Source organism: Paracidovorax wautersii (genome assembly GCF_031453675.1).
GTDB lineage: Bacteria > Pseudomonadota > Gammaproteobacteria > Burkholderiales > Burkholderiaceae_C > Paracidovorax.
In genome coordinates this window covers 4,372,484-4,394,410 of sequence record NZ_JAVIZX010000001.1, presented here as the reverse complement: position 1 = coordinate 4,394,410, position 21,927 = coordinate 4,372,484, and the positions used below count along the sequence as shown (strand labels likewise).

Sequence of the window (21,927 nt, the reverse complement as noted above, 5' to 3'; positions counted from 1 at the left end):
TTACGCTCTCCCCGCTTTCAACACACCCCTAAAGAGGAATCGACATGAACGACATCTCCAAGCGCTCCCTGCTCAAGGTGGCTGCGCTCTCCGCCGTGGCGGCTGCCGCGCTGGCCGGCTGCGGCAAGAAGGAAGAGCCCGCACCGGCGCCCGCCGCCGCACCTGCCGCGGCCGCGCCGGCACCCAAGGCCGAGCCTTTGAAGATCGCGTTCGCCTACGTCGGCCCGGTGGGCGACGGCGGCTGGTCGTTCGCCCACGACAACGGCCGCAAGGCGATCGAGAAGGAATTCGGCGACAAGGTCGTGACGAGCTTCGTGGAAAGTGTCCCGGAATCTGCCGACGCCGAGCGCGTGCTGCGCGACATGGCCGGCCAGGGCAACAAGCTGATCTTCGGCACGACCTTCGGCTACATGGAAACCATCCAGAAGATCGCGCCCGACTTCAAGGATGTGAAGTTCGAGCACGCCACCGGCTACAAGACGGCCGAGAACGTGCGCACCTACGACAGCCGCACCTACGAAGGCGCCTACATGGCCGGTGTGATCGCCGGTGCCATGACCAAGACCAACACGCTGGGCGTGGTGGGCTCGGTGCCGATTCCCGAGGTGATCCGCAACATCAACAGCTTCACGCTGGGCGCGCAGTCGGTCAATCCCAAGATCAAGACCAAGGTGGTGTGGGTGAACGAATGGTTCAGCCCGCCGAAGGAAACGGAAGCCGCCACCTCGCTGATCAACGGCGGCGCCGACGTGCTGTTCCAGAACACCGACTCCCCCGCCGTGCTGAAGACGGCGCAGGAAAAGGGCAAGCGCGCCTTCGGCTGGGACTCCGACATGACCGCCTACGGCCCCAAGGCCCACCTGGGCTCGGCCGTGATCAACTGGGGCCCGTACTACATCAAGGCCACCAAGGATGCGCTGGAAGGCACCTGGACGACCGGCCAGAGCTGGTGGGGCGTGAAGGAAGGCGCGATCGACATGGTGTCCATCGCCGAAGACGTGCCGGCCGAAACCAAGGCCAAGGTCGACGAAGTGAAGAAGGGCCTGCAGGACGGCAGCTTCGTGATCTGGAAGGGCCCGATCGTCGGCCAGGACGGCAAGGAAATCCTGGCCAAGGACGCCGTGGCGGACGACAAGTTCCTGGGCGGCGTGAACTTCTACGTCAAGGGCGTGGAAGGCAGCGTGCCCGGCGGCGACAAGAAGTAAGCCGCTGCGTGCCGTGCGCTGGACGCACGGCGTGGGATCAAAAAGGGCTGCCACAAGGCAGCCCTTTTTTTGCGCCGATTCACCAGCGGTGCGTGTAGCTGGCCGTCAGCACCGCGCCCGCCGCGGGCAGGCGGCTGTCGTTGCGGCCACTGCGCATGAGCTGGCTGTACAGCGGCAGGTAGTAGCGGTTGAACAGGTTCTGCACCCCCACGGTCACCGAGTTCTTGGGGTCGATGCGCCAGCGTCCGACGATGTCCACCGTGTAGTAGCTGTGCACGTCGGCGCGGGCGAACTGGGTGCGCCCGTCGGGCAGGCGGTAGTCGCGTGCGCCGAACCAGGTCAGCTGCGTGCGCACGCTCCAGCGTTCGCCGGACTGGTACTGCACATAGGCGGTGACCTTCAGCGGCGGGATGCGGTAGCCGGTCATGATCTGGTCTTGCGCCGCGCCCTGCGGCGTCTCACGGCCCTGCATCCAGGTCAGCGTGCCGCCGGTCGACCAGTCCGTGCCGTAGTGGTCGATGGTCGCTTCGATGCCGCGGATGCGCTCGCGCGTGCGCTGCAGGCGCAGGCCGTTGTTGAAGGACTGGATGGCGCCCAGGTCCGAGCGGGAGTGGAACGCCGCCAGCGTGGCGGCCGTATCGCCCACGCTGCCACGCCAGCCCAGTTCGAAGTTGTCCGTCTCCACCGGTTCGAGGTCGGACGCATTGATGTCGAACGCCGCGCCGGCATTGCGCACCTGCAGGCCGATGTCCGGCAGATCGAAGCCCTGGCTGAACGAGGCGTACACCTCGTGGTTGCGCACGGGCTTGAAGGACACGCCCGCGTTGTAGAGCAGGGCGTCGTAGCTGACCTTGCTGCCGCTCACCGTGGCCGGGTTCGGGCGGCGCGACTGGGACAGCGGCTGGAAGTCGTCGAAGCTAGCCTGCGCACGCTCGTAGCGCAGGCCGCCCTCGGCGGACCAGCGGTCGCTGAAGCGGTGCTGCAGCTGGCCGAAGGCGCCCAGGCTGCGCGTCGTCGTCCAGGGCATGTACGTCAGCCGGCGGATGGGCCGGAACACCAGGCCGCCGCTGGCGTCGTAGGCCGCCGGATCGAACACGTCCAGCGGCATGTTGCTGCGCTCTTCGATGAAGTCCGCGCCCCACACCAGGCGAGTGGCCTGCTGTGCATCCAGCGGGGTGTCGATGGTGAGCCGCCCGCCGAAGACCTTGTTGTTCTGCATCACCTGGTCCACGTTGTTGCCACGGTTCACGTTGGTGCGCAGATCGGCCGGTGCAAACCGGGTGAAGTTGTCCCGGCCATAGAGCAGCGCCGACAAGCTGCTGCCCCCCAGGTCCTTGTGGTCGTAGCCCACGCTCAGCAGCGTGTTCTCCACCTGGTTCTGGTCTGCCAGCGACAGCCCGCGCAGCGCCCGGGCCGCCGCGCTGCCCAGCGGGGCGCTGTTGACGGCAGGGTCGCTGGCGTAGTCGGAGTGCTGGTGCGCCCGCAGATAGCTCGCCGCGATCTGAATGCGCTGGTCCGCATCGATGCGCAGGCCCAGCTTGCCGCCCACGCTGTAGTGGTTGGAGTCGAACAGGTCGCCCTGGCTGGCGTCCGGCGCCACGCGGTCGCCGTGGCCGTCATAGGCCCCACCGATGCGGCGCCCGGACAGGTCCAGCTCGTAATCGACGACATCGCCGCGGCCCGAGAAGTAGTGCTGGACTTGCCCTCCCAGGCCATGGCGGTCCAGATGGGACAGCGCGGCATCCAGGCCTACCGTGGTCTGCGCCACCGGCTCCCCGCCGACCGGGCGCGTGGTCACGGAGATCACGCCGCCCGTCGCGCCACTGCCGTAGATGGCGCTGCTGCCGCGCACCACTTCCACCCGTTCGATGCGGCTGGGGTCGATGTTGACCAGGTTGCGCGAGCTGTCGCGGTTGGTGTTGAGCGGGATGCCGTCCACGATGACCAGCGCGTTGCGCCCTCGCAGGGTCTGGCCGAAGTCGGTCAGGTTGCGGCTGGAGTCGGACAGGCCCGGAACGGCCTTGGTCAGCAGGGCGCCCAGGTTGGGCGCGCTGGCCCGCAGGTCGTCGAGCTCTTGCGCTTCGATCACGGTGACCTGGCGGGTGGGCTGCATCAGCGAGCCGCCGAGCCGCCGGTCGGCCACGACCACCGGGGCGAGCGTGGCCGCCGTTTCAGCCCCCGCAGGGGCGGCGGTGGTGGCATCGCCGGCGATGGGCGTGGCTGCAGCGGGGGCGGGGCGGTCGGCCCCGTCTGCCGGCGTCCGCAGCCGGATGCGCAGGGCGCCGCTCGGGCCTTCGTCGACCGCCAGGCCGGAGCCAGCCAGCGCTTGTCCCACGGCCTGCCGCGGGGCCAGTGCGCCTCGGACGGCGGGCGCGCGCTGGCCGGCCAGCAGCGCGGGGTCGGCGACGATGGTGCGACCGGTCTGCTGGCCGATGCGGGTGAGCGTGTCCGTGAGCGGACCGGCGGGAATGTCGAGAGCGCCCGGCGCGCTGGCGGCAGGCGAGGGGGTCGGCTGGGCGAAGGCGGGCCAGGCGGCGCAGGTCAGCAGCAGGGCGCAGACCAGCGGCTGCAGGCGCGTGCGATGGAGGGAGGTCAGGGGCATGAACGGCTTCCTTGGTGATCGGTTCGTTCATGCTTGTGGCGCGACGGCGGCCAATCCCCTCATGTTTTTTGCTGTGCCCGCACTTCCGCAGGTCCGCAAATACGCGCAGCCGTCAGGCCGGTGCGGCGACGTCCACGCGCCGCAGCCACGGCCCCAGGTGCACGATCTTCAGGGGCAGGAGGTAGGCCAGGCCGTCGAGCACCTCGTCGGCATCCAGCCGGAAGACACCGAACACGCGCAGGCGGGCGGCGGCGGCGGACACCTGGAGGAAGCCGGCCGTGTACGGCCGCACGGCGTCGATGACCTCGCCCACGGACCAGTCCTCGGCCGCCAGCATGCCGCGCTGCCAGGCCGTGCGCGCCAGCGCAGGCCCTGCGATGCGCTCGATCCCGCGCGCTGAGAGATGCGCGCCGTCGCCGGCTTGCAGGCGGGCGGTCTGGCCGGCCGGGGTGCGCAGCAGCGCGCCCTGTTCCTGCGCAACGACTTCCAGCCCGTCGCCCTGCAGCCGGCAGGCCAGGCGGCCGGCGTGGGCCACGGCCGTGCCGTAGGCCGTCTCCACCGTCACGGACTGCCCGCGTGCTGGCGTGGCCACCAGTGCCCCGGCCCGTAGGATGAACCGCCGGCCTTCGGCCGTGTGGGAGGTGTCCGCGGCGGAGCGCGCATCCAGCAGGGCCGCAGCCCCGTCGGACCAGGCGAACGTGCGGCGCTCTGCCGTGCGGGTGTGCACGTCGGCCCAGAGTTCGTCCAGCGGCACCTGCCGCTGCGCGATCAGGCCGGCGGTGCCGGCCATGCCGGCGACGGCCAGCGCACCGCGCAGCGTGCGCCGCCGCCGGGCCCGGAAAAGGGTCTGCTCCACGGCCTGTGCGGCGCTGGCACCGCTGCCGGCGTCCCCCCGGCCGTGCCAGGCGCGCACGGTGGCCAGGGGCCCCTCCAGCACCGTGGCGCCCACGCGCTCCCAGGCCTGGCGGTTCAGTGCATCGGCCTGCAGCCATTGCTCGAAGCGGCGCTGCGCCTGCGCATCGAAACGGCCGGCTTCCTGCCGCACACGCCATTGCACGGCGGCCTGCAGCGCCTCGTCGTTCACGGCGCGTGGCGCAGGCATTGCAGCAGCGCCCGCTGCATGTGGCGCTCGACGGTGGCGAGCGAAACGCCCAGCTGCGCGGCGATCTCGGGGTAGCTCAGCCCGTCCAGACGTGACAGCAGAAAGGCGGTCCTGACCGGGGATGGCAAGGCGGCCAGCACGCGGTCGATCTGCGCGATGGCTTCGATCCACATGGCGTGGTCTTCCTGCGAGAGCGCGGCCGCCTCGGGGCGCCCGCGCAGGGTGTCCAGATACGCCCGCTCCAGATCCTGGCGCCGCCACAGCTGGAACAGCAGCCGCTTGGCCACCGTGGTGAGAAAGGCCCGCGGATCGCGCAGGTCCGTGCGCGCCGGGTCCTGGCCGATCTGCAGGAAGGTCTCTGACGCCACGTCTTCCGCATCGCCATGGTTGGACGCGCGGCGCAGCAACCGGCCGAACAGCCACGCATGGTGTTGGCGGAAGAGGGTTTCCAGATCGGGGTGGCCAGAAGAGGGTGCGGACGGCATGGAGGCTGGGGCGTACAGCGGCACGGAACAACCGAAAGGCAAAAGTATAAATGGTAGTAATTCTCAATCGCGCGGCCTTTTGAGGCATGCGGACGCCGGGAATGCCGTGCGCAGGCCAAATCCAGGGTCGGATGGCGGTGCGGACCCTGATTGACGGGCATCATCCGCATACCGCCGCCTTGGCCATCGCAAGCGGCATCACCCCGGAGGTCCACGATGAAGGTTCCCGTCATTCCCCACCAGCGGCTGCCCGAGCTGCTGCGCGCCATGCCCAAGGCCGAGCTGCACATCCATATCGAGGGCTCGCTGGAGCCCGAACTGATCTTCGCGCTGGCCGAGCGCAACCACCTCACGCTGCCCTATGCCAGCGTGGAGGCGCTGCGCGATGCCTACGCCTTCACCGACCTGCAGAGCTTTCTGGACATCTACTACGCCGGTGCCAGCGTGCTCCTGCACGAGCAGGACTTCTACGACATGGCCCGCGCCTACCTGGTGCGCGCCGCGGCCGACAACGTGGTGCATGCCGAAATCTTCTTCGACCCGCAGACGCACACCGCGCGCGGCGTGCCCATCGAGGTGGTGGTCAACGGCCTGTACCGCGCCTGCGCCGATGCGCGCACCGAACTGGGCATCTCCGCATCGCTAATTCTGTGCTTCCTGCGCCACCTCAGCGAAGACGACGCCTTCGCCACCCTGGAGCAGGCGCTGCCCTTGCAGGACAAATTCATCGGCGTGGGGCTGGACAGCAGCGAGGTGGGCCACCCGCCCGAGAAGTTCGCCCGCGTCTTTGCGCGCTGCCGTGACCTGGGCCTGCACCTGGTGGCCCATGCCGGCGAGGAAGGGCCCCCGGCCTATATCTGGAGCGCGCTGGATGTGCTGAAGGTCGAGCGCATCGACCACGGCGTGCAGGCCGTGCACGACGCCCAGCTGATGCAGCGCCTGGCCGCCGAGCGCGTTGCGCTCACCGTCTGCCCGCTGTCCAACCAGAAGCTGTGCGTCTTTCCCGATCTGGCGGACCACAACCTGCTGCAGCTGCTGGAAGCGGGGCTGGCCGTCACCGTCAATTCGGACGACCCGGCGTACTTCGGCGGCTACCTCAACGACAACTTCACGCAGCTGTTCGCCGCCGTGCCGGCGCTGAACGCCAAGCACGCCTACCAGCTGGCGTTCAACAGCCTGGAGGCGAGCTTCGTGCCGCAGGCCGACAAGAACGCCTGGCAGCACCAGCTGAAGGCCTGCTTCGAGCGCTTTGCCGACCACCAGGGCTGAGGATTCAAGCCCAATCGTTCTCTGGCGCCCATGGATCAATCGCCATTAGCTATAAATAATATAGCAAACGAGGGCGCGGGCGGCAGGCGGCGTTGACCGGGCGCTGACCGATGGGCGATGGCGCACGCAGGGCTGTGGAGGCCGCCCCTTCACTCCTGTACGAACCGGAGCCGGTTGCCGAACGGGTCGGTCAGCGTCATCAGGTCGCCGCCCCACGGCACCTTCTCCACGCCCGGCCGGCGGGTCGCGTAGCCGCGCGCAGTGAGTTCCGCGTGAAAAGCCACCAGCCCCTCGCAGCGCAGCACCACGGTGGCGCCGGCCGCGCCGTCGCGCTCGTGTTCCGAGAGGTGCAGCACGCAGCCTGCGCGCGATACCTGCAGGTAGCGGGGTGTGTCGGGCATGTCGGCCGGGCGGGGCGCTGCCGCCGGTTCGACGGCAGCATGCGCATCGACCCATTGCCAGTCCACCGAAAAACCCAGCAGCCCGACGTAGAAGCGCAGGGCTTCGTCCACGCCATCGACGCGCAGCACCGGCACGCTTTGGCGGACGTGCAGACCTTGCGCGCCGGAGGACGGGGCGGCAGCAGCGGTCCGCGCATCGGCCTCAGGCGCCTGCCCCGCAGAGGCGCGGGTCTGTTTGTTGGCAGCGATGGTGGCCGCCGGCCTGGCATCGCTGCCTGCCTGGCGCACCGGCCGGGCCTGGCGCTCGCTGGGGGCGACGGCCCGCGCGGCGGCGGCTTGATCACCCGATCCCAACTGCTCCAGCAGCGCACGCGAAGTCGGCGCGGCGTGCAGCGCCTCGTACACCCGCAGCGCGGCATAGGCGTCGTTCGCGGCGTAGCGCTGCTGCGCATCGGTGAGCTGCGGCCGCGCCCAGTTCGACGTGCCGGTCTTCTTGGACTTGACGAAGCGCTGGCCGAACAGCACCGCGATCGCCGTCTTCACGCCCATCGACCGCGGGTAGCCCAGGCGCCGCAGCACGGTGTCGAGGTCGAGCAGCGCGTGGACCGGGCCGCCCAGCGAACGCGCCAGCTGGCTGCGGTCGTTGTCCAGGCCGAAGCCCGCCTTGACCAGGCGCGGCGCGGCCAGCAGCGCCTGCACGGCGCGGCGGCAGCCGGGTGTGGTCAGCTGGAACAGCCAGCCGTGCTCCGGCGTGGCGAATTGCACCAGGTGCGGGCCGTCCGACACATCTCCCTGTACGAAGGTGGGCTTGGATTCGGTGTCGAAGCCCAGCACGGGCAGATCGATCAGCGCCTGCAGCGCGGCAGCCGCGTCGGCATCGGTGCGGATGAGCCGGATGCGGTCGAGGTCCAGGCCCTCGAACAGCGGCAGCAGTGCGATCTGCTCCTTGGTCGGCAGCGGAGGATGGGAGGAGGCTGGCATGCGTGAGAGGTGAAGGGACGCGGCAAGCGAGGCCGGGGCTGGCGGACAGGGAATGGAACCGGCGGAATGCCAGAGCGCCGAAGAATACCCGCGTGCGCGAAACGACGGACAGCACAGCGGTATCCGCCCCTGTGGGCAGGGCCCGGCGGCAGCCGTGCCGGTATGGAGGTGGTTCGCCGCCCGGGTCCCAAGCAAAACGCCCCGCATCGAAGCCATGCGGGGCGTTCCTCTCTGACCGGTGGCGCGCGGCTACAGCGAGGTGCGCAGCTGCCAGATCTCGGGGAACAGCACCACGTCGAGCATCTTGCGCAGATAGCTCACGCCGCCCGTTCCGCCGGTGCCGCGTTTGAAGCCGATCACGCGCTCCACCGTGGTCACGTGGCGAAAGCGCCAGAGGCGGAAGGCGTCTTCCAGATCGGTCAGCTCTTCGCCCAGCTGGTAGAGGTCCCAGTAGCGCTGCGGGTCGCGGTACACGGTGAGCCAGGCCTGCGTGACGCCTTCGCTCTCCTGGTACGGCTGGGTCCAGTCGCGCTCCAGGTGGTCGGCCGGCACGGCGATGCCGCGCCGCGCCAGCAGGCGCAGGGCCTCGTCGTACAGCGAGGGGGCCTCGAAGGCGGCCTGCACCTGGGCGAGCAGGTCGGCGCGGTGTTCGTGCGGGCGCAGCATGGCGCGGTTCTTGTTGCCCAGCGAGAACTCGATGCTGCGGTACTGGTAGCTCTGGAAGCCGCTGGACTGGCCCAGCGAAGGGCGCATGGCGCTGTACTCGGGCGGCGTCATGGTGGCCAGCACGTCCCAGGCGTGCACCAGCTGCTCCATGATCTTGGAGACGCGCGCCAGCATCTTGAAGGCCATCTGCAGCTCGTCGCGCGCCACGTGGCCCATGGCCGCGCGCAGCTCGTGCAGCATGAGCTTCATCCACAGCTCGCTGGTCTGGTGCTGGACGATGAAGAGCATCTCGTCGTGCGCGGACGACAACGGTTTTTGCGCCGTGAGGATGGCGTCGAGCTGCAGGTAGTCGCCGTAGCTCATGTCGCGGCTGAAGTCGAGCTGCGCCCGCTCGGCGTGGACGATGGATTCGGGCGTGCCGCTGGCAGCGGCGGTGGGTTCCGCACTCTGGGGTGCAGAGGGCGTGGCGTGGGCGTTCTGGGCGTGGGGGCACATGGTGGGGTTGCCTTGCGGGTCAGGTCACGGCGTTGTTCTGGTTGAATTCCGGGCGCTGCCATTCGCCCGTCTCCAGTACCTCGCGCAGGTGCTCGACGGCATTCCACACATCTTCGAAGCCGATGTACAGCGGCGTGAAGCCGAAGCGCAGGATGTCCTTGTGCCGGCCGGTGCCGCCGTCGCCCTTGCGGAAGTCACCGATCACGTTGCGCGCGATGAGGGCCTGCACGATGGCGTAGGCGCCGGTGTCCTTGGTGAGGCAGACCTGCGAGCCGCGCTGTGCGTGTTCGCGCGGCGTGGCCAGGCCCAGGCCGTGGCCGGCGCAGCGCGCCTCCACCAGGTCGATGAAGGTGTCGGTGAGCGCCAGCGACTTCTGGCGCAGCGCCGCCATGCCGCCCAGCGCCTGCGCCGCCGTGAACACGTCCAGCCCGCATTGCAGGGCCGACAGGCTGATGATGGGTTGCGTGCCGCACAGGTAGCGTGTGATGCCCGGCGCGGGCTGGTAGTCCGGCGTGAACTGGAAGGGCGCCGCATGGCCCCACCAGCCCGACAGGGGCTGCCAGAAGCGGTCGGCATGGCGCGGGTGCACCCACACGAAGGCGGGCGCGCCGGGGCCGCCGTTCAGGTACTTGTAGCCGCAGCCGATGGAGAAGTCGGCGCCCGCGCCGTGCAGATCGACGGGCACGGCGCCCGCGCTGTGGGCCAGATCCCAGACGCACAGAATGCCTTGCGCATGCGCCGCGGTCGTGAGGGCCTCCATGTCGTGCATGGCGCCGGTGCGGTAGTTCACATGCGTGAGCATCAGCACGGCCACGTCACTCGTCAGCGCGGCGGCGATGTCTTCGGGCTCCACCAGCACCAGCTCCAGGCCGCGTTCCTTGCACAGGCCTTCGGCGATGTACAGGTCGGTGGGGAAATTGCTGCGCTCGCTCACGATGCGCGTGCGGCCGGGGCTGTCTTCGCGGGCCATGTTCAGCGCAGCGCTCAGCACCTTGTAGAGGTTGATGGAGGTGCTGTCGGTGCACACCACCTCGCCGGGACCGGCGCCGACCAGCGGCGCCAGCTGGTCGCCCAGTCGCTGCGGCAGGTCGAACCAGCGGGCGGTGTTCCACGAACGGATGAGGTCCGTGCCCCATTCGCGCGCCACCACATCGGCGACCCGCGCGGCGGCGGCCTTGGGCAGCACGCCCAGCGAGTTGCCGTCCAGGTAGATCACGCCATCGGGCAGGGCGAAGTGGCTGCGCAGCGGGCGCAGAGGGTCGGCGGCGTCGAGCGCGCGGCAATCGTTCAGGGTGGTCATGGTGGTGTGGTACTTTGAAATTGATAGCTGCTGGCGCTTATGCAGTAAGCGCTGGAGGTCAAAAATGCTTGATATCTAAAGGTGCCCGCTTGCTAGTGCGCTGCGTGCAACCCGCAGCGCGTGAGACTGGCGCGGCCCGAGCCAGGGCAGCCGAGCAAGGGCCGCCCCGCAGCGAAGGCTGCGTCCCCCTGCCCGCCACGCGCAGCGGGGCGAGAGCGGGGGGAAGGCGCGCAGCGCCACAGGGGGGTGTCTCACTTCAACCCACGCAGCACGGCGCGCACAGGCGATGCGTCGGCCGTGGTGAGCTTGAGCGGCAGGGCGATCAGCTCGTAGTCGCCGGGCGGCACGTCGTCCAGCACCAGGTTTTCCAGCACGCGCAGCCCGCGGCGGCGGATCACCTGGTGGCTGGCGAGCGTCTTGCTGTCGGCCGGGTCGATGCTGGCCGTGTCGATGCCCACCAGCACCACACCGCGGTCGGCCAGGCGTTCGATGGTTTCGGGCGCGTAGGCGGTGAGTTGGCCGTCCCAGCGGTCCACGGGCATGCGGTCGTAGGTGCGCACCAGCACGCGGGAGGGCAGGGCGCCGTCCTCTACCGCGTGGGCGATGTGTGCCCAGGTGATCAACGGGCCGCAGCCGATGGCGTGGACCACGCGGCAGGGCCCGATGAAGGCCTCCAGCGGCACATGGCCGATGCTGGCGCCATCCGCGTCGTAATGCAGCGGGGCATCGGCATGGGAGCCGACGTGCGGGGACAGCGTGATGGCGCTGACGTTCACCGGGCAGCCCGGCCCGATGGCGGCGCACCACTGCTGCGAATAGGCCGTGTCGCCCGGAAAGACCGGGCTGGCGGCATGCACGGGAGCGGAGATGTCCCAGAGACGAGAGGGTGGGGGCATGGACGGACAGAAGGCTGTGTTGGGGCGATCCTATTCGCTATCTCATGGCGCGGTCACTAGGTTATCCATGAAGCGTCTAAAGATTAGATAATTGATTCTGTATGAGCGCTTTTGAGGAATTTCTATGCACGGCGAACTCGATCGCATCGATCTGCAATTGGTGGAGGCGCTGCAGGACAACGCCCGGCTGACCTCCGGCGAGCTGGCGCAACGCGCCCATCTCTCGCAGTCGCCCTGCTGGCGCCGCGTCAAGCGCCTGGAAGATGACGGCGTGATCAGCGGCTACCATGCGCTGCTCAACCGGCGGGCGCTGGGCTTCGGCGTGATGGCGTTCGTGATGGTCGGCATCGACCACCAGAACGAGATCGCCTCGCGCGCCTTCGAGGAAGCCGTGTGCGCCATTCCCGAGGTGGTGATGTTCCACGGCATCTCGGGGCCGGAAGACTTTCTGCTGGTGGTGGTGGCCAAGGACCTGGACGCCTATTCCGACCTCTTGCAGCGCAAGCTCCACCGCCTGCCCGGGGTGCGGCATGCGCACACCTATTTTTCGCTGCAGGAGTTCAAGGGCCAGATGGGCGGGTTGCCCGTGGGGGCTGCAGGCCCGGCGAGCGGCGCATGAAGCAAGGCCGCGACCGGTGTTCAGTACAGCGGATCGGCCAGCGCCGGCAACTGGTGGCGCTGGCGGGCGCGGTTGCAGGCATCGCTGCCAGCCTCGAATTCACGGCAGGGCGAGGGGCGCCATTCGTAAATGCCGCAGGCCGCCCGCGTGCCCAGCTGGCCGGTGAGCGCGGCGCAGCGCGCGGGCACGTGGTCGGTGCCGCGCATGCGGGCGGTGAAGGCTGTCACCGGCACGGCCAGCCCGTCGGGCACGCTGCCGCCGCACTCCTGCAACTCCTCCACCGAGAAGTCGACGCGGAAGCTGGCGCAGCAGGCGCCGCAGCTGAGGCAGGGATGGGTCATGGCGGCGGAATCTGATGCTCGGCGTCGGCAGGCATGGGGAACTCGCGATTGTGCCGCGGAGTCAGTGCAGACCGGTGCCATTGCACGGCCATGGTGGAATACCGCCCTGTGCGGGCCAAGGGGCCTATGGCATCGCCGGCAGCGGCGCATGCAGCCTGGGGTCTCTGACGCAGATCAAGCGGCCAGAGCGATCGGGTCTTAAAATGAGAATTAATATCATTACAAACATCTCCGCCATGAAAGTGAACCAGGAAGGCGCTGCGCCCGCCCTGGCCCGGGCCGCCGCGTCGACGCCGGCCATCGGGCTCGACACCTTGCCCCGCCACACCCCCGCCACTGTGACTGCACTGCGCGCCGCCGAATCGCCGGCCCAGCAGGATGTGGTGCTGCGGCTCATGGAGATCGGCTTCCTGCCGGGCGAGCCGGTGCGTGTGGTGTCCCGGGGTTTCTTCGGCGGCGAGCCGATCGCCGTGCGTGTGGGGCAGGCCACCTTCGCCCTGCGCCGCCACGAGGCCGCCCTGGTCGAAGTCCAACCGGAAGGCGCTGTGGCATGAGCCAGGCCACCAACCCCACCCTGTCCGCCGCCGTGGCACCCCTGCGTATTGCCCTGCTGGGCAACCCCAACTGCGGCAAGACGGCGCTGTTCAACCTGCTGACGGGCGCCCGCCAGAAGGTCGCCAACTACGCCGGCGTGACCGTCGAGCGCAAGGAGGGCACCCTGGTCACCACCGGCGGGCGCCGCGTGCGCGTGCTCGATCTGCCGGGCGCCTACAGCCTGCATGCGCAGAGCGTGGACGAGGCCGTCACGCGGGACATCGTCACCGGCCGCCGTGCCGGTGAACCGGCGCCCGAGCTGCTGGTCTGCGTCACCGACGCCACCCACCTGCGCCTGAACCTGCGCCTGGTGCTGGAGTCGCGCGCGCTGGGCCTGCCCATGGTGCTGGTACTCAACATGAGCGACATGGCCGAGCGCCAGGGCATCGCCATCGACCGCGAGGTGCTGGCGCGCGAGTTGGGCATGCCCGTGATCGCCACCGTCGGCGTGCGTGCCGGCGGCGCGCGTGAGCTGGTGCAATGGCTTGACCAGGTGCAGCCGGCCGCGCTGGCCGCCTCGCGTGCGCAGGCCGCCGCACCTGCTTCCGAGTCCGAAGTCCCTGCGCAGCAGCAGGTGATGCAACTGCACCAGGAAGTGCGCCGCATCATGGACCTGGCCGTGCGCGAGCCCCAGGTGAGCCTGCGCCGCGACGACCGCATCGATGCCATCGTGCTGCACCCCGTCTGGGGCATGCTGCTGCTGGCCGCCACCCTGTTCCTGATGTTCCAGGCCGTGTTCAGCTGGGCCGAGGCGCCCATGGGCTGGATCGAGGGTGCCACGGCCTGGGCGGGCGCCTGGATCAACGCCCACATGGCCGAAGGCACGCTGCGCAGCCTGCTCACGGATGGTGTCATCGCTGGCGCCGGTGGGGTGGTCGTGTTCCTGCCGCAGATCCTGATCCTGTTCTTCTTCATCCTAGTGTTGGAGGATTCGGGCTACCTGCCGCGGGCCGCCTTCCTGCTGGACCGTGTGATGGGCTCCGTGGGGCTGTCGGGCCGTTCGTTCATTCCGCTGCTGTCGAGCTTTGCCTGCGCCATCCCGGGCGTGATGGCCACGCGCTCCATCCCCAACTGGCGCGACCGGCTGGTGACCATCATGATCGCCCCGCTCATGACCTGCTCCGCCCGGCTGCCGGTCTATGCGCTGCTGATCGCCGCCTTCATTCCCGAGCAGACCGTGGCCGGCGTGTTCAACCTGCAGGGGCTGGTGCTGTTCGGCCTCTACATCGGCGGCATCGTCAGCGCCATGGCCGTGGCGGCCGTGGCCAAGCTGGCACGCCGCAACGCCGGCGCCACGCCGCTGCTGATGGAGCTGCCCGCCTACCGCTGGCCCAGCCTGCGCGGTCTGGCGATCGGCCTGTGGGAGCGGGCGCTGATCTTCCTGCGCCGCGTGGGCGGCATCATCCTGGCCGTCACCATCCTGCTGTGGTTCCTGTCGTCGTTCCCGGGCGCTCCCGAAGGCGCCACGGGACCAGCCATCGAGTACAGTTTTGCCGGCCGCATCGGCAGCGTCCTCGCCGTGCTCTTCGCGCCCATCGGCTTCAACTGGCAGATCAGCATCGCGCTGGTGCCGGGCATGGCGGCCCGCGAGGTGGCCGTGGGCGCCCTGGGCACGGTGTATGCCCTGTCTGCGACGGGCGACGATGCCGCGGCGCAGCTGGGGCCACTGATCGCCGGCAACTGGTCGCTGGCGACGGCACTGTCGCTGCTGGTGTGGTTCATCTTCGCGCCGCAGTGCATCTCCACCATCGCCGCCGTGCGGCGCGAGACCAACAGCTGGCGCTATCCGCTCATCATGACGGGCTACCTGTTCGCACTGGCGTATGCCGCCAGCTTCGTCACCTACCGCATCGCGTTGGCACTCGGGGGAGGTTGAACCGCCATGGTCCAGAACATCATCGTCGGCCTGATCGTCGCCGCAGCCGTGCTCTACGTGGCCTGGCGCTACCTGCCGCAGCGCTGGCGACAGCCCCTCGGCCGCGTACATCCCGGCCTGGCCCAGGCGCCGGGTTGCGGGAGCGGCAGCGATGGCGGCTGCAGCAGCTGCGGCACCTGCGGTTCCGGGGAGGGCTCCGCGGCGTCCGGAAGCGAGAGGCCCGTCGCGATGCCAGCGCGATCGGCGCCGCGCGAGCTGGACAAGCGGTAGGGCGGTGGCCGAACGTCGGGACTACGCCGGCCGCTGGCCGCTGCGCAGGGTCTCCAGCGCCCACGCCAGGTTGCGGCGAGCCGCTGCCTCATAGCGGCTGCGGAACCATTCGGTGGCGTAGATGTGGGGGCGCTCCAGGAACGACTGCAGCACGGCCCCGCGTCCTGCGACGTAGCGGGCCCTGCGCACGAAGAAGTACTCGCGGCGGACGTTGCGCTCGAACGCCTGGTAGATGGAGGTGTCCTGCCCCAGGATCGCCAGGTCGATATCCACCAACCACGCTGCATCGCCTGTCGTCGGGGTGTTTGGCCCGTGGCGCGTGTCCAGGATGTGCTGCACGACCGCCGCTATCCAGGTTGCGGGCAGCTGCTCGACCGTGAGAAAGCGGCGGGCCCAGTCGGCGCTGCGTTCTTCGTTGCGCGAGCTCCAGGGCCAGTAGATCGCGTCGTGGAACCACAGCGCCGCGGCCACGGCCGGCGCATCGTGCAGTGGTGTTGGCTGCAAAGCCTGCACCGTGTCGAGGTGGCGCAGGCAGGCGGCCAGGTGCGTGGTGTCGTGGTACGCCCGGGGCCAGCGGCCCCAGCTGCGTAGCAGGCGGGCGCCTTCGGCGTCCCAGGCGGCGCCGCCGCGACCGAGGGCAGCGCCGAGCGATTGCCAGCGGTGCGACAGCTCCTGTGACCGGGTCATGGAGCAGGCCCCTGCAAGAGGCTGGGGTCAGCCCACGCGGCCCAGCAGCAGGTACTCCATGAGCGCCTTCTGCACGTGCATGCGGTTCTCGGCCTCGTCCCAGACCACCGATTGGGGGCCGTCGATCACATCGGCCTCCACTTCCTCGCCGCGGTGGGCCGGAAGGCAGTGCATGAACAGGGCCTGGGGCTGCGCGGCGGCCATCATCTCCGGGTCAACGCACCAGTCGGCAAAGGCCAGGCGGCGGGCCTCGTTCTCGGCCTCGTAGCCCATGCTGGTCCACACGTCGGTGGTGACCAGATCGGCGCCGCGGCAGGCATCCATGGGGTCCTTGAAGACCTTGTAGCAGCCGCTGCGCGGCGTGCGCTCGCCGAAGGCCAGCTTCTCGTCGATCTCGTAGCCGCCGGGCGTGCTCACATGGACGGTGAAGCCCAGCAGGTCGGCGGCCTGCAGCCAGGTGTTGGCCATGTTGTTGCCGTCACCCACCCAGGCGACCACCTTGCCCTTGATGTCGCCGCGGTGCTCGATGAAAGTGAAGATGTCCGCCAGGATCTGGCAGGGGTGGAACTCGTTGGTGAGGCCGTTGATGACGGGCACGCGCGAGTTGGCGGCGAAGCGCGCGATCTTGGCCTGCTCGTAGGTGCGGATCATCACCAGGTCGGTCATGCGGCTGATGACCTTGGCACTGTCCTCGATGGGTTCGGCACGGCCCAGCTGGCTGTCGCCCGTGGTCAGGTGCACCACGCTGCCGCCGAGCTGGTACATGCCGGCCTCGAAGCTCACGCGCGTGCGCGTGCTGGCCTTCTCGAAGATCATGGCCAGCGTGCGGTCGGACAGCGGGTGGTACTTTTCGTAGCTCTTGAACTTGCCCTTGATGAGCGCGGCACGGCTGAACAGGTAGGCGTACTCGTCGGCGCTGAGGTCGTTGAACTGCAGGTAATGTTTCATGGGTGCGATGGCGTGCGGCCGTTCTATTCGGCCAGGATGGCCTGGACCAGCGGGGTCAGCTTGGCGACGATCTCGTCCGCCTCGGCGGTGGTGAGGATCAGCGGCGGCACGAGGCGGATCACGCTGTCTGCGGTGACGGACAGCAGCAGGCCGGCTTCGGCCGCGCGGCCGATCAGCGCGCCGCAGGGCTTGTCCAGCTCGATGCCCAGCATCAGGCCCTGGCCGCGGATTTCCTTCACGCCCGGCAGGCTGCCCAGCGCTTGCTGCAGCGCGGCACGCAGGTGCGCACCCACCTTGGCGGCGTTGTCGATGAGCTGGTCCTGCTCCATGATCCGCAGCGTCTCCACGCCGGCACGCATGGCCAGCGGGTTGCCGCCGAAGGTGGTGCCGTGGTTGCCCGGCTGCAGCACGTTGGCGGCCTTGGGGCCGGCCACGACCGCGCCGATCGGCACGCCCGAGCCCAGGCCCTTGGCCAGGGGCATCACGTCGGGCACGATACCGGCCCATTGGTGGGCGAACCACTTGCCGGTGCGGCCGACACCGCACTGCACCTCGTCGATCATCATCAGCCAGCCGCGCTCATCGCACAGCTGGCGCAGTTGCTGCAGGTACTCCACGCGCATCGGATTGATGCCGCCTTCGCCCTGGATGGTTTCGAAGAACACGGCCACCACGTTGGGATTGCCCTCGGTGGCCTGCTTGATCGCCTCGATGTCATTCAGGGGCACGCGGATGAAGCCTTCGACCAGCGGGCCGAAGCCGCTGTAGATCTTGGGGTTGCCGGTGGCCGACATGGTGGCGATGGAGCGGCCGTGGAAGGCCTTCTCGTAGACCACGATCTCGGGCTTGGCGATGCCCTTGTCCACGCCGTATTTGCGTGCGATCTTGATCGCCGCCTCATTGGCCTCCAGCCCGGAGTTGCAGAAGAACGCGTTCTGCATGCCCGAGAGCTCCACCAGCTTGGCGGCCAGTTGCTCCTGCAGGGGGATGTGGTAGTAGTTGGAGGTGTGGATTAGCTGGGTGATCTGTTCCTGCAGGGCAGGCACCAGCTGCGGGTGGTTGTGGCCCAGCGTGTTCACGGCGATGCCGCCCAGGCCATCCAGATACTCCTTGCCGTTGACGTCCCAGACTCGGCAGCCCTGACCACGGGCCAGCGCGATCGGTAGGCGGCCGTAGGTGTTCATCACGTGGGGCGAGGTGGCTGGGGTGGCAGCGGTCATGCGGTACATCTCCTGGCAAGGCGTGGGGTACACCGGTCGCGGTGAACCGGAAAACGAAGCACGATTCTAGGCGCAGCGCCACGGCGCGCTGTTGAGGAATCCGCATCACAGCCATGCGCGCCAGACCCGGTGCGCGGGGTCTTTGAGGGGGTCAGCTCTTATATAAGAGTTAGAATGCGCGGATCGCGTCAGCCCATGCCGCGCGCCTTCCAACGACCCCGACCCCGATGGTTTCCCCCTCCTCCAAAGAAGTCTTCATACAAGGCGTCACCCACGACGGGAGAACCTTTCGCCCCAGCGACTGGGCCGAGCGCCTGGCCGGGGTCATGAGCCAGTTCCGCCCCGGCGGCGCGCGGCCCGGCAGCCATCTGAGCTATTCGCCCTGGTGTGTTCCCACCACCATGAATGGCGTCAAGTGCGTGGTCGTCCAGCGCGACCTGCAGTCGCACGAGCCCATGGCCTGGGACTTTGTGCTGAACTTCGCGCGCGACAACAACCTTCAGGTGGCCGAGGCCTGCCTGCTGCCGGACGGCAGCCCCGCGCAGCCCCCCAAGGCCTGAGCGTTCGCTCCGCCGCGGCGGGCGCCTTCCGCATCTCAGACATCCAGCCAGGGCAGCCTGCATGCGCGCTTCCAGTGGCCGGAGCGGTAGTACGCCAGCGACAGCACCGCGAAGCCCAGCGCACTGGCGGCAAAGCTCCACCACAGCGCGCCGGGCCCCCACCAAGTGGGCAGCCACAGCGCCGCGGGCAAGCGAATGCCCCAGAGGGCGAAGGCCCACAGGGCCAGCGGCGCCCAGACGGCCCCGGTCGAACGCACGACGCCGGACAACACCATGCCGACACCCAGAAGCAGGAACGATCCGATCACCTGGCGGTTGATCGCCTGCGCGGCGGCCAATGCGGGGCCGCCCTGCGGTAGGAACAGTGACAGCAATGGCGCATCCAGCAGCAGGGTCAGGGCGATGAGCGCGCCCCGTCGCAAGCGCCATCCAGACCAGTCCGGCGCGGGCGACGCGGCCGATGCGGTGCCACTCGCCTGCGCCCGCGCACTGCGCCGCCATGCTGGTGCAGGCAGCGCCGATGGCCATCGCAGGCATCTGCACGTAGGTCCATAGCTGCAGCGCCGCGCTGTAGGCCGACGTAGCCAGCGCGCCCTGTCGGTTCACCACGGCCAGCAGCGCCACCAGGCTGGCTGCCGCCGCCATCATCTGCAGACCCATCGGAAGACCGGTGCGCAGCAGGGCCGCCGCGGTGCGCACGTCAGGGCGCAGCCATTCGCGGGCCTCTCCGCCGATCCACAGGGGGTGGTTTTGTCTCCGTACCCACACGAGCAGGGCTGCCAGGGCCGCGGCCTGTGACAGCAACAGTGCCACGGCGGAGCCGGCCATGCCCAGCGGCGGTAGGGGCCCGATGCCGCGGATGAGGGCCGGAGCCAGCAGCGCATCGAGTGCGATGCCGCCGAGCAGACAGAGAAACGGCCGGCGCGCGTCACCGGCGCCGCGCAGCACGGCGCTGGCGAAGATGAAGAGCATCTGCACCGGCAGCGCGGGCAGCAGCCAGCGCAGGTAAGACTGCGCCAGCGGGGCGATGTCCGGTGGCGTGCGGAGGGCCCTCAGCAGTGCGGGCGCCAGCAGCCACGCGGCCGCACCCATCACGACCGCGCCCAGCGCGAAGAGGCTGGCGCCGGTGCCGGCGACCCGCCGCGCCCGTTCCCTGTCCCCAGCGCCCATCGCCTGTGCCACCAGGATGCCGGCTGCCTGGCTGATGCCGAACACGATGGCGATCAGCACGAACAACAGGTTGTTCGCTTGTGTCGCAGCGGCCAGCGCGGCGGGCCCGAGTGTTCCCCCGATCCAGGCGGCATGCAGGGAATGGCCCAGCGACTGCAGCACGTAACCGCCGAGCACGGGCAGGGCAAACCGCACCAGCGTGGTCGCCACGGGGCCGTGTGTGAGCGGATTCGGGGAAGCGTTGTGCATGAGAAGGCGGCGGCGCCATGGAAAACGCCCCGGGCTGCCTCATCGGGCAGCGGCGGGGCGTGCTGGGCACGGCGGCCTCGGAGGCCGTCGTTGGCGGAGCTCAGAGGGCCTGCATTTCCTTGTTCTGCTGTCGAACCGGTGCCTGCGGGGCGGCCTTGGGCAGCGCGGCGGGCGCGGTCGTGCCGGTCAGGCTCACGGGCACGTCGAGGTAGGGCAGTTGCAGCGCGGTGCTGGTCATGCGGCGGATCTCGTTGGTCAGCGCGGCGTCTTCGTTCAGCTTGCGGCCATAGGAAGGCACGATCTGCTGCAGGCGAGGCTTCCAGCCGGCGTCGGTCATCTGCTGGGGGAAGGCCTTGGTCATGAGGTTGATCATGATGTGCGGCGCGGTGGACGCACCTGGCGACGCCCCCAGCAGCGCGGCGATGGTGCCGTCCTTGTCGGTCACGATCTCGGTGCCGAACTGCAGCACGGCGCCTTCCTTGGGATCGCGCTTGATGACCTGCACGCGCTGGCCGGCTACGGCCAGGCGCCAGTCTTCACGCTTGGCGTTGGGGAAGTACTCCTGCAATGCGCGCTGCCGGTCGTCATCCGTCAATGCCGCCTGCTGCACCAGGTAGCGCACCAGATCCAGGTTGTGGATGCCCACGCGCAGCATGCCGCCCAGGTTGTCGTGGTTGATCGACGAGAAGAGGTCGAACCAGGAGCCCTGCTTGAGAAACTTCGTGGACTGCAGCGCGAAGGGGCCGAAGAGCACCACATCCTTGCCGTCGAGCTTGCGGGCGTCGATGTGGGGCACCGACATCGGAGGCGAGCCTTCGGCGGCCTTGCCGTAGGCCTTTACGCCGTGGCGCGAAGTGATGGCAGGGTTCTCGATGGCCAGGAATTCGCCGCCCACGGGGAAGCCCGCGTAGTTGCGTGCCTCGGGAATGCCGGAGGCCTGCAGCATCTTCAGGGCTGCGCCGCCGGCGCCGACGAAGACGAACTTCGCCTTGATGGTCTTTTCCTTCGCACCGTCGGCCAGGTTGGCGACCGTGACGTTCCAGGTCTTGTCGTCGTTCTGGCGCAGGGCGCGCACTTCGTGGCGGAGGTTCAGCTGGAAGTTGGGGCTGCTCTTCAGGCTCTGCATCAGCTGGTTGGTGACGCTGCCGTAATCGACGTCCGTGCCGAGGGGCATGTAGGTGGCGGCCACCTTCTGTTGCGGATCACGCCCTTCGATCACGAGGGGCGCCCATTCCTTGATCTTGGCCTGGTCTTCGGAGAACTCCATGCCGTAGAAGAGCGGGTTCTTGGTGAGTGCGGCGTGGCGCTTGCGCAGGTACTCGATGTTCGCGTCGCCCCACACGAAGCTCATGTGCGGCGTGGCGTTCACGAAGCTCTGGGGCTTTTGCATGTGGCCGCGGCCGATCTGGTGCGCCCAGAACTGGCGGGACACCTCGAACTGCTCGGCAATGCCGACGGCGCGCTTGGTTTCGATGGAGCCGTCAGGCAGCTCGGGCGTGTAGTTCAGCTCGGCGAAACCGGAGTGGCCGGTACCGGCGTTGTTCCAGCCGTTGGAGCTCTCCAGGGCCACGCCGTCAAGCCGCTCGAACACCTCGATCTTCCAGTCGGGCTGCAGTTCCTGCAGGTAGGTGGCCAGGGTCGTGCTCATCACCCCGGCGCCGACCATCACCACGTCCACGGGCTTGTCGTTCTCCGCGGGCGGCACCGAGCGGGGAAACAGCGGCCAAAATAAAAACAGTACCGAGGCCAGGACCAGCACCACAAGGGCACCCAGTCCTGCTTTGATCGATTTCTTCATGACTTCTTCCAGACGGGAGTGAAAAAAGCCCGCAGGCGCGTGCGGGCTTCGGAGGCCCTTCGCAAGGGGCCTTCTTGATCGTGTGGATTGTCCCCGTCTGCTGTTTTTTTGACGATAGTCAATTGGTGTTAGTGCGGACTCTGCTATGGGGCGGTGCACCACTTTGCACTTGACCAGGTGGTGGCTGTGAAGG

The 21,927-nt window shown here is 68.8% G+C and carries 20 protein-coding genes and 1 pseudogene; 7 read left to right on the top strand and 14 right to left on the bottom strand.

Translation table 11 applies throughout. The features are described 5' to 3' along the window. The first annotated feature begins 44 nt into the window (after window positions 1-44). On the top strand, window positions 45-1,205 hold the full coding sequence (locus QE399_RS19975; protein ID WP_309831583.1) for a BMP family ABC transporter substrate-binding protein: 1,161 nt from the start codon (window positions 45-47) through the stop codon (window positions 1,203-1,205). A 79-nt stretch (window positions 1,206-1,284) separates the two neighbouring features. On the opposite strand, the gene QE399_RS19970 is transcribed toward QE399_RS19975, so the two are convergent. The 3 genes from QE399_RS19970 to QE399_RS19960 all read right to left on the bottom strand — a co-directional run bounded on the left by QE399_RS19970 (window position 1,285) and on the right by QE399_RS19960 (window position 5,394). Further along, window positions 1,285-3,807 carry a TonB-dependent receptor gene (locus QE399_RS19970; protein WP_309831581.1) on the bottom strand — a complete coding sequence of 841 codons (2,523 nt, stop codon included), beginning with the start codon at window positions 3,805-3,807 and terminating at the stop codon, window positions 1,285-1,287. A 112-nt stretch (window positions 3,808-3,919) separates the two neighbouring features. After that, window positions 3,920-4,909 (bottom strand): FecR family protein, encoded by a 990-nt coding sequence (locus tag QE399_RS19965; protein ID WP_309831579.1) that lies wholly within the window; start codon window positions 4,907-4,909, stop codon window positions 3,920-3,922. Continuing rightward, window positions 4,888-5,394: a sigma-70 family RNA polymerase sigma factor gene (locus QE399_RS19960; RefSeq protein WP_309831578.1), complete on the bottom strand. Its 507-nt coding sequence runs from the start codon at window positions 5,392-5,394 to the stop codon at window positions 4,888-4,890. The genes QE399_RS19965 and QE399_RS19960 overlap by 22 nt, the downstream gene beginning before the upstream one ends. A 216-nt stretch (window positions 5,395-5,610) precedes the next feature. Between QE399_RS19960 and QE399_RS19955 the strand changes: the two genes are divergently transcribed. Continuing rightward, a complete protein-coding gene (locus QE399_RS19955) occupies window positions 5,611-6,663 on the top strand; it encodes an adenosine deaminase (protein ID WP_309831577.1) in 1,053 nt (350 codons plus the stop codon). A gap of 149 nt (window positions 6,664-6,812) precedes the next feature. On the opposite strand, the gene QE399_RS19950 is transcribed toward QE399_RS19955, so the two are convergent. The 4 genes from QE399_RS19950 to kynB all read right to left on the bottom strand — a co-directional run bounded on the left by QE399_RS19950 (window position 6,813) and on the right by kynB (window position 11,402). Then, window positions 6,813-8,045 (bottom strand): glyoxalase superfamily protein, encoded by a 1,233-nt coding sequence (locus tag QE399_RS19950; RefSeq protein ID WP_309831575.1) that lies wholly within the window; start codon window positions 8,043-8,045, stop codon window positions 6,813-6,815. Window positions 8,046-8,294: 249 nt separating this feature from the next. Then, window positions 8,295-9,206, bottom strand: a complete 912-nt coding sequence (gene kynA, locus QE399_RS19945) for a tryptophan 2,3-dioxygenase (protein ID WP_309831573.1) — start codon at window positions 9,204-9,206, stop codon at window positions 8,295-8,297. 19 nt (window positions 9,207-9,225) lie between these two features. Beyond that, window positions 9,226-10,506 (bottom strand): kynureninase, encoded by a 1,281-nt coding sequence (kynU, locus tag QE399_RS19940; RefSeq protein WP_309831572.1) that lies wholly within the window; start codon window positions 10,504-10,506, stop codon window positions 9,226-9,228. A 251-nt stretch (window positions 10,507-10,757) separates the two neighbouring features. Beyond that, a complete protein-coding gene (gene kynB / locus QE399_RS19935) occupies window positions 10,758-11,402 on the bottom strand; it encodes an arylformamidase (RefSeq protein WP_309831570.1) in 645 nt (214 codons plus the stop codon). A gap of 124 nt (window positions 11,403-11,526) precedes the next feature. On the opposite strand from kynB, the gene QE399_RS19930 reads away from it, so the two are divergent. Continuing rightward, window positions 11,527-12,021 (top strand): Lrp/AsnC family transcriptional regulator, encoded by a 495-nt coding sequence (locus tag QE399_RS19930; RefSeq protein ID WP_309831568.1) that lies wholly within the window; start codon window positions 11,527-11,529, stop codon window positions 12,019-12,021. Between the two features lie 20 nt (window positions 12,022-12,041). On the opposite strand, the gene QE399_RS19925 is transcribed toward QE399_RS19930, so the two are convergent. Then, the gene (locus tag QE399_RS19925; protein WP_309831566.1) at window positions 12,042-12,362 is read right to left on the bottom strand and encodes a YkgJ family cysteine cluster protein; all 321 of its coding nucleotides are present in this window, start codon (window positions 12,360-12,362) and stop codon (window positions 12,042-12,044) included. Window positions 12,363-12,598: 236 nt separating this feature from the next. Between QE399_RS19925 and QE399_RS19920 the strand changes: the two genes are divergently transcribed. The 3 genes from QE399_RS19920 to QE399_RS19910 are packed head-to-tail and all read left to right on the top strand — an operon-like array spanning window position 12,599 to window position 15,102. Continuing rightward, entirely contained in the window at window positions 12,599-12,916 is a 318-nt protein-coding gene (locus QE399_RS19920; RefSeq protein WP_309831564.1) for a FeoA family protein, read from the top strand. Beyond that, window positions 12,913-14,832: a ferrous iron transporter B gene (feoB, locus tag QE399_RS19915; RefSeq protein ID WP_309831562.1), complete on the top strand. Its 1,920-nt coding sequence runs from the start codon at window positions 12,913-12,915 to the stop codon at window positions 14,830-14,832. The genes QE399_RS19920 and feoB overlap by 4 nt, the downstream gene beginning before the upstream one ends. Before the next feature lie 6 nt (window positions 14,833-14,838). After that, window positions 14,839-15,102: a FeoB-associated Cys-rich membrane protein gene (locus QE399_RS19910; RefSeq protein WP_309831561.1), complete on the top strand. Its 264-nt coding sequence runs from the start codon at window positions 14,839-14,841 to the stop codon at window positions 15,100-15,102. A 21-nt stretch (window positions 15,103-15,123) separates the two neighbouring features. Here QE399_RS19910 and QE399_RS19905 read toward each other — a convergent pair whose 3' ends face one another. From QE399_RS19905 to QE399_RS19895, 3 genes are read right to left on the bottom strand one after another with little or no spacing between them, the layout of a single operon-like run. Further along, window positions 15,124-15,789, bottom strand: a complete 666-nt coding sequence (locus QE399_RS19905) for an HD domain-containing protein (protein ID WP_309831559.1) — start codon at window positions 15,787-15,789, stop codon at window positions 15,124-15,126. Between the two features lie 27 nt (window positions 15,790-15,816). Beyond that, the gene (argF, locus tag QE399_RS19900; RefSeq protein ID WP_309831557.1) at window positions 15,817-16,737 is read right to left on the bottom strand and encodes an ornithine carbamoyltransferase; all 921 of its coding nucleotides are present in this window, start codon (window positions 16,735-16,737) and stop codon (window positions 15,817-15,819) included. Window positions 16,738-16,760: 23 nt separating this feature from the next. Next, window positions 16,761-17,957 (bottom strand): aspartate aminotransferase family protein, encoded by a 1,197-nt coding sequence (locus QE399_RS19895; protein ID WP_309831555.1) that lies wholly within the window; start codon window positions 17,955-17,957, stop codon window positions 16,761-16,763. A 227-nt stretch (window positions 17,958-18,184) separates the two neighbouring features. Between QE399_RS19895 and QE399_RS19890 the strand changes: the two genes are divergently transcribed. Beyond that, window positions 18,185-18,517, top strand: a complete 333-nt coding sequence (locus QE399_RS19890; RefSeq protein WP_309831553.1) for a DUF3579 domain-containing protein — start codon at window positions 18,185-18,187, stop codon at window positions 18,515-18,517. 35 nt (window positions 18,518-18,552) lie between these two features. Here QE399_RS19890 and QE399_RS19885 read toward each other — a convergent pair whose 3' ends face one another. From QE399_RS19885 to mqo, 3 genes and pseudogenes are all read right to left on the bottom strand, one after another. Continuing rightward, window positions 18,553-18,939, bottom strand: coding sequence for an MATE family efflux transporter (locus QE399_RS19885; protein ID WP_309831552.1), 387 nt, complete (start codon window positions 18,937-18,939; stop codon window positions 18,553-18,555). 55 nt (window positions 18,940-18,994) lie between these two features. After that, window positions 18,995-19,936 (bottom strand): annotated as a pseudogene (locus QE399_RS19880) (MATE family efflux transporter); the annotation flags it as partial. Between the two features lie 100 nt (window positions 19,937-20,036). Next, the gene (gene mqo, locus QE399_RS19875) at window positions 20,037-21,734 is read right to left on the bottom strand and encodes a malate dehydrogenase (quinone) (RefSeq protein WP_309831550.1); all 1,698 of its coding nucleotides are present in this window, start codon (window positions 21,732-21,734) and stop codon (window positions 20,037-20,039) included. Window positions 21,735-21,927 lie beyond the last annotated feature (193 nt).

Bases quoted from the DNA above. Each gene is read 5' to 3' on its own strand.
- QE399_RS19910 (WP_309831561.1), top strand. From the start codon at position 14,839: ATGGTCCAGAACATCATCGTCGGCCTGATCGTCGCCGCAGCCGTGCTC.
- QE399_RS19930 (WP_309831568.1), top strand. From the start codon at position 11,527: ATGCACGGCGAACTCGATCGCATCGATCTGCAATTGGTGGAGGCGCTG.
- kynU (WP_309831572.1), bottom strand. From the start codon at position 10,506: ATGACCACCCTGAACGATTGCCGCGCGCTCGACGCCGCCGACCCTCTG.
- QE399_RS19955 (WP_309831577.1), top strand. From the start codon at position 5,611: ATGAAGGTTCCCGTCATTCCCCACCAGCGGCTGCCCGAGCTGCTGCGC.
- argF (WP_309831557.1), bottom strand. From the start codon at position 16,737: ATGAAACATTACCTGCAGTTCAACGACCTCAGCGCCGACGAGTACGCC.
- QE399_RS19965 (WP_309831579.1), bottom strand. From the start codon at position 4,909: ATGCCTGCGCCACGCGCCGTGAACGACGAGGCGCTGCAGGCCGCCGTG.
- QE399_RS19920 (WP_309831564.1), top strand. From the start codon at position 12,599: ATGAAAGTGAACCAGGAAGGCGCTGCGCCCGCCCTGGCCCGGGCCGCC.
- feoB (WP_309831562.1), top strand. From the start codon at position 12,913: ATGAGCCAGGCCACCAACCCCACCCTGTCCGCCGCCGTGGCACCCCTG.
- mqo (WP_309831550.1), bottom strand. From the start codon at position 21,734: ATGAAGAAATCGATCAAAGCAGGACTGGGTGCCCTTGTGGTGCTGGTC.
- QE399_RS19950 (WP_309831575.1), bottom strand. From the start codon at position 8,045: ATGCCAGCCTCCTCCCATCCTCCGCTGCCGACCAAGGAGCAGATCGCA.
- kynA (WP_309831573.1), bottom strand. From the start codon at position 9,206: ATGTGCCCCCACGCCCAGAACGCCCACGCCACGCCCTCTGCACCCCAG.
- QE399_RS19960 (WP_309831578.1), bottom strand. From the start codon at position 5,394: ATGCCGTCCGCACCCTCTTCTGGCCACCCCGATCTGGAAACCCTCTTC.
- QE399_RS19895 (WP_309831555.1), bottom strand. From the start codon at position 17,957: ATGACCGCTGCCACCCCAGCCACCTCGCCCCACGTGATGAACACCTAC.
- QE399_RS19975 (WP_309831583.1), top strand. From the start codon at position 45: ATGAACGACATCTCCAAGCGCTCCCTGCTCAAGGTGGCTGCGCTCTCC.
- QE399_RS19970 (WP_309831581.1), bottom strand. From the start codon at position 3,807: ATGCCCCTGACCTCCCTCCATCGCACGCGCCTGCAGCCGCTGGTCTGC.
- kynB (WP_309831570.1), bottom strand. From the start codon at position 11,402: ATGCCCCCACCCTCTCGTCTCTGGGACATCTCCGCTCCCGTGCATGCC.
- QE399_RS19905 (WP_309831559.1), bottom strand. From the start codon at position 15,789: ATGACCCGGTCACAGGAGCTGTCGCACCGCTGGCAATCGCTCGGCGCT.
- QE399_RS19925 (WP_309831566.1), bottom strand. From the start codon at position 12,362: ATGACCCATCCCTGCCTCAGCTGCGGCGCCTGCTGCGCCAGCTTCCGC.
- QE399_RS19890 (WP_309831553.1), top strand. From the start codon at position 18,185: ATGGTTTCCCCCTCCTCCAAAGAAGTCTTCATACAAGGCGTCACCCAC.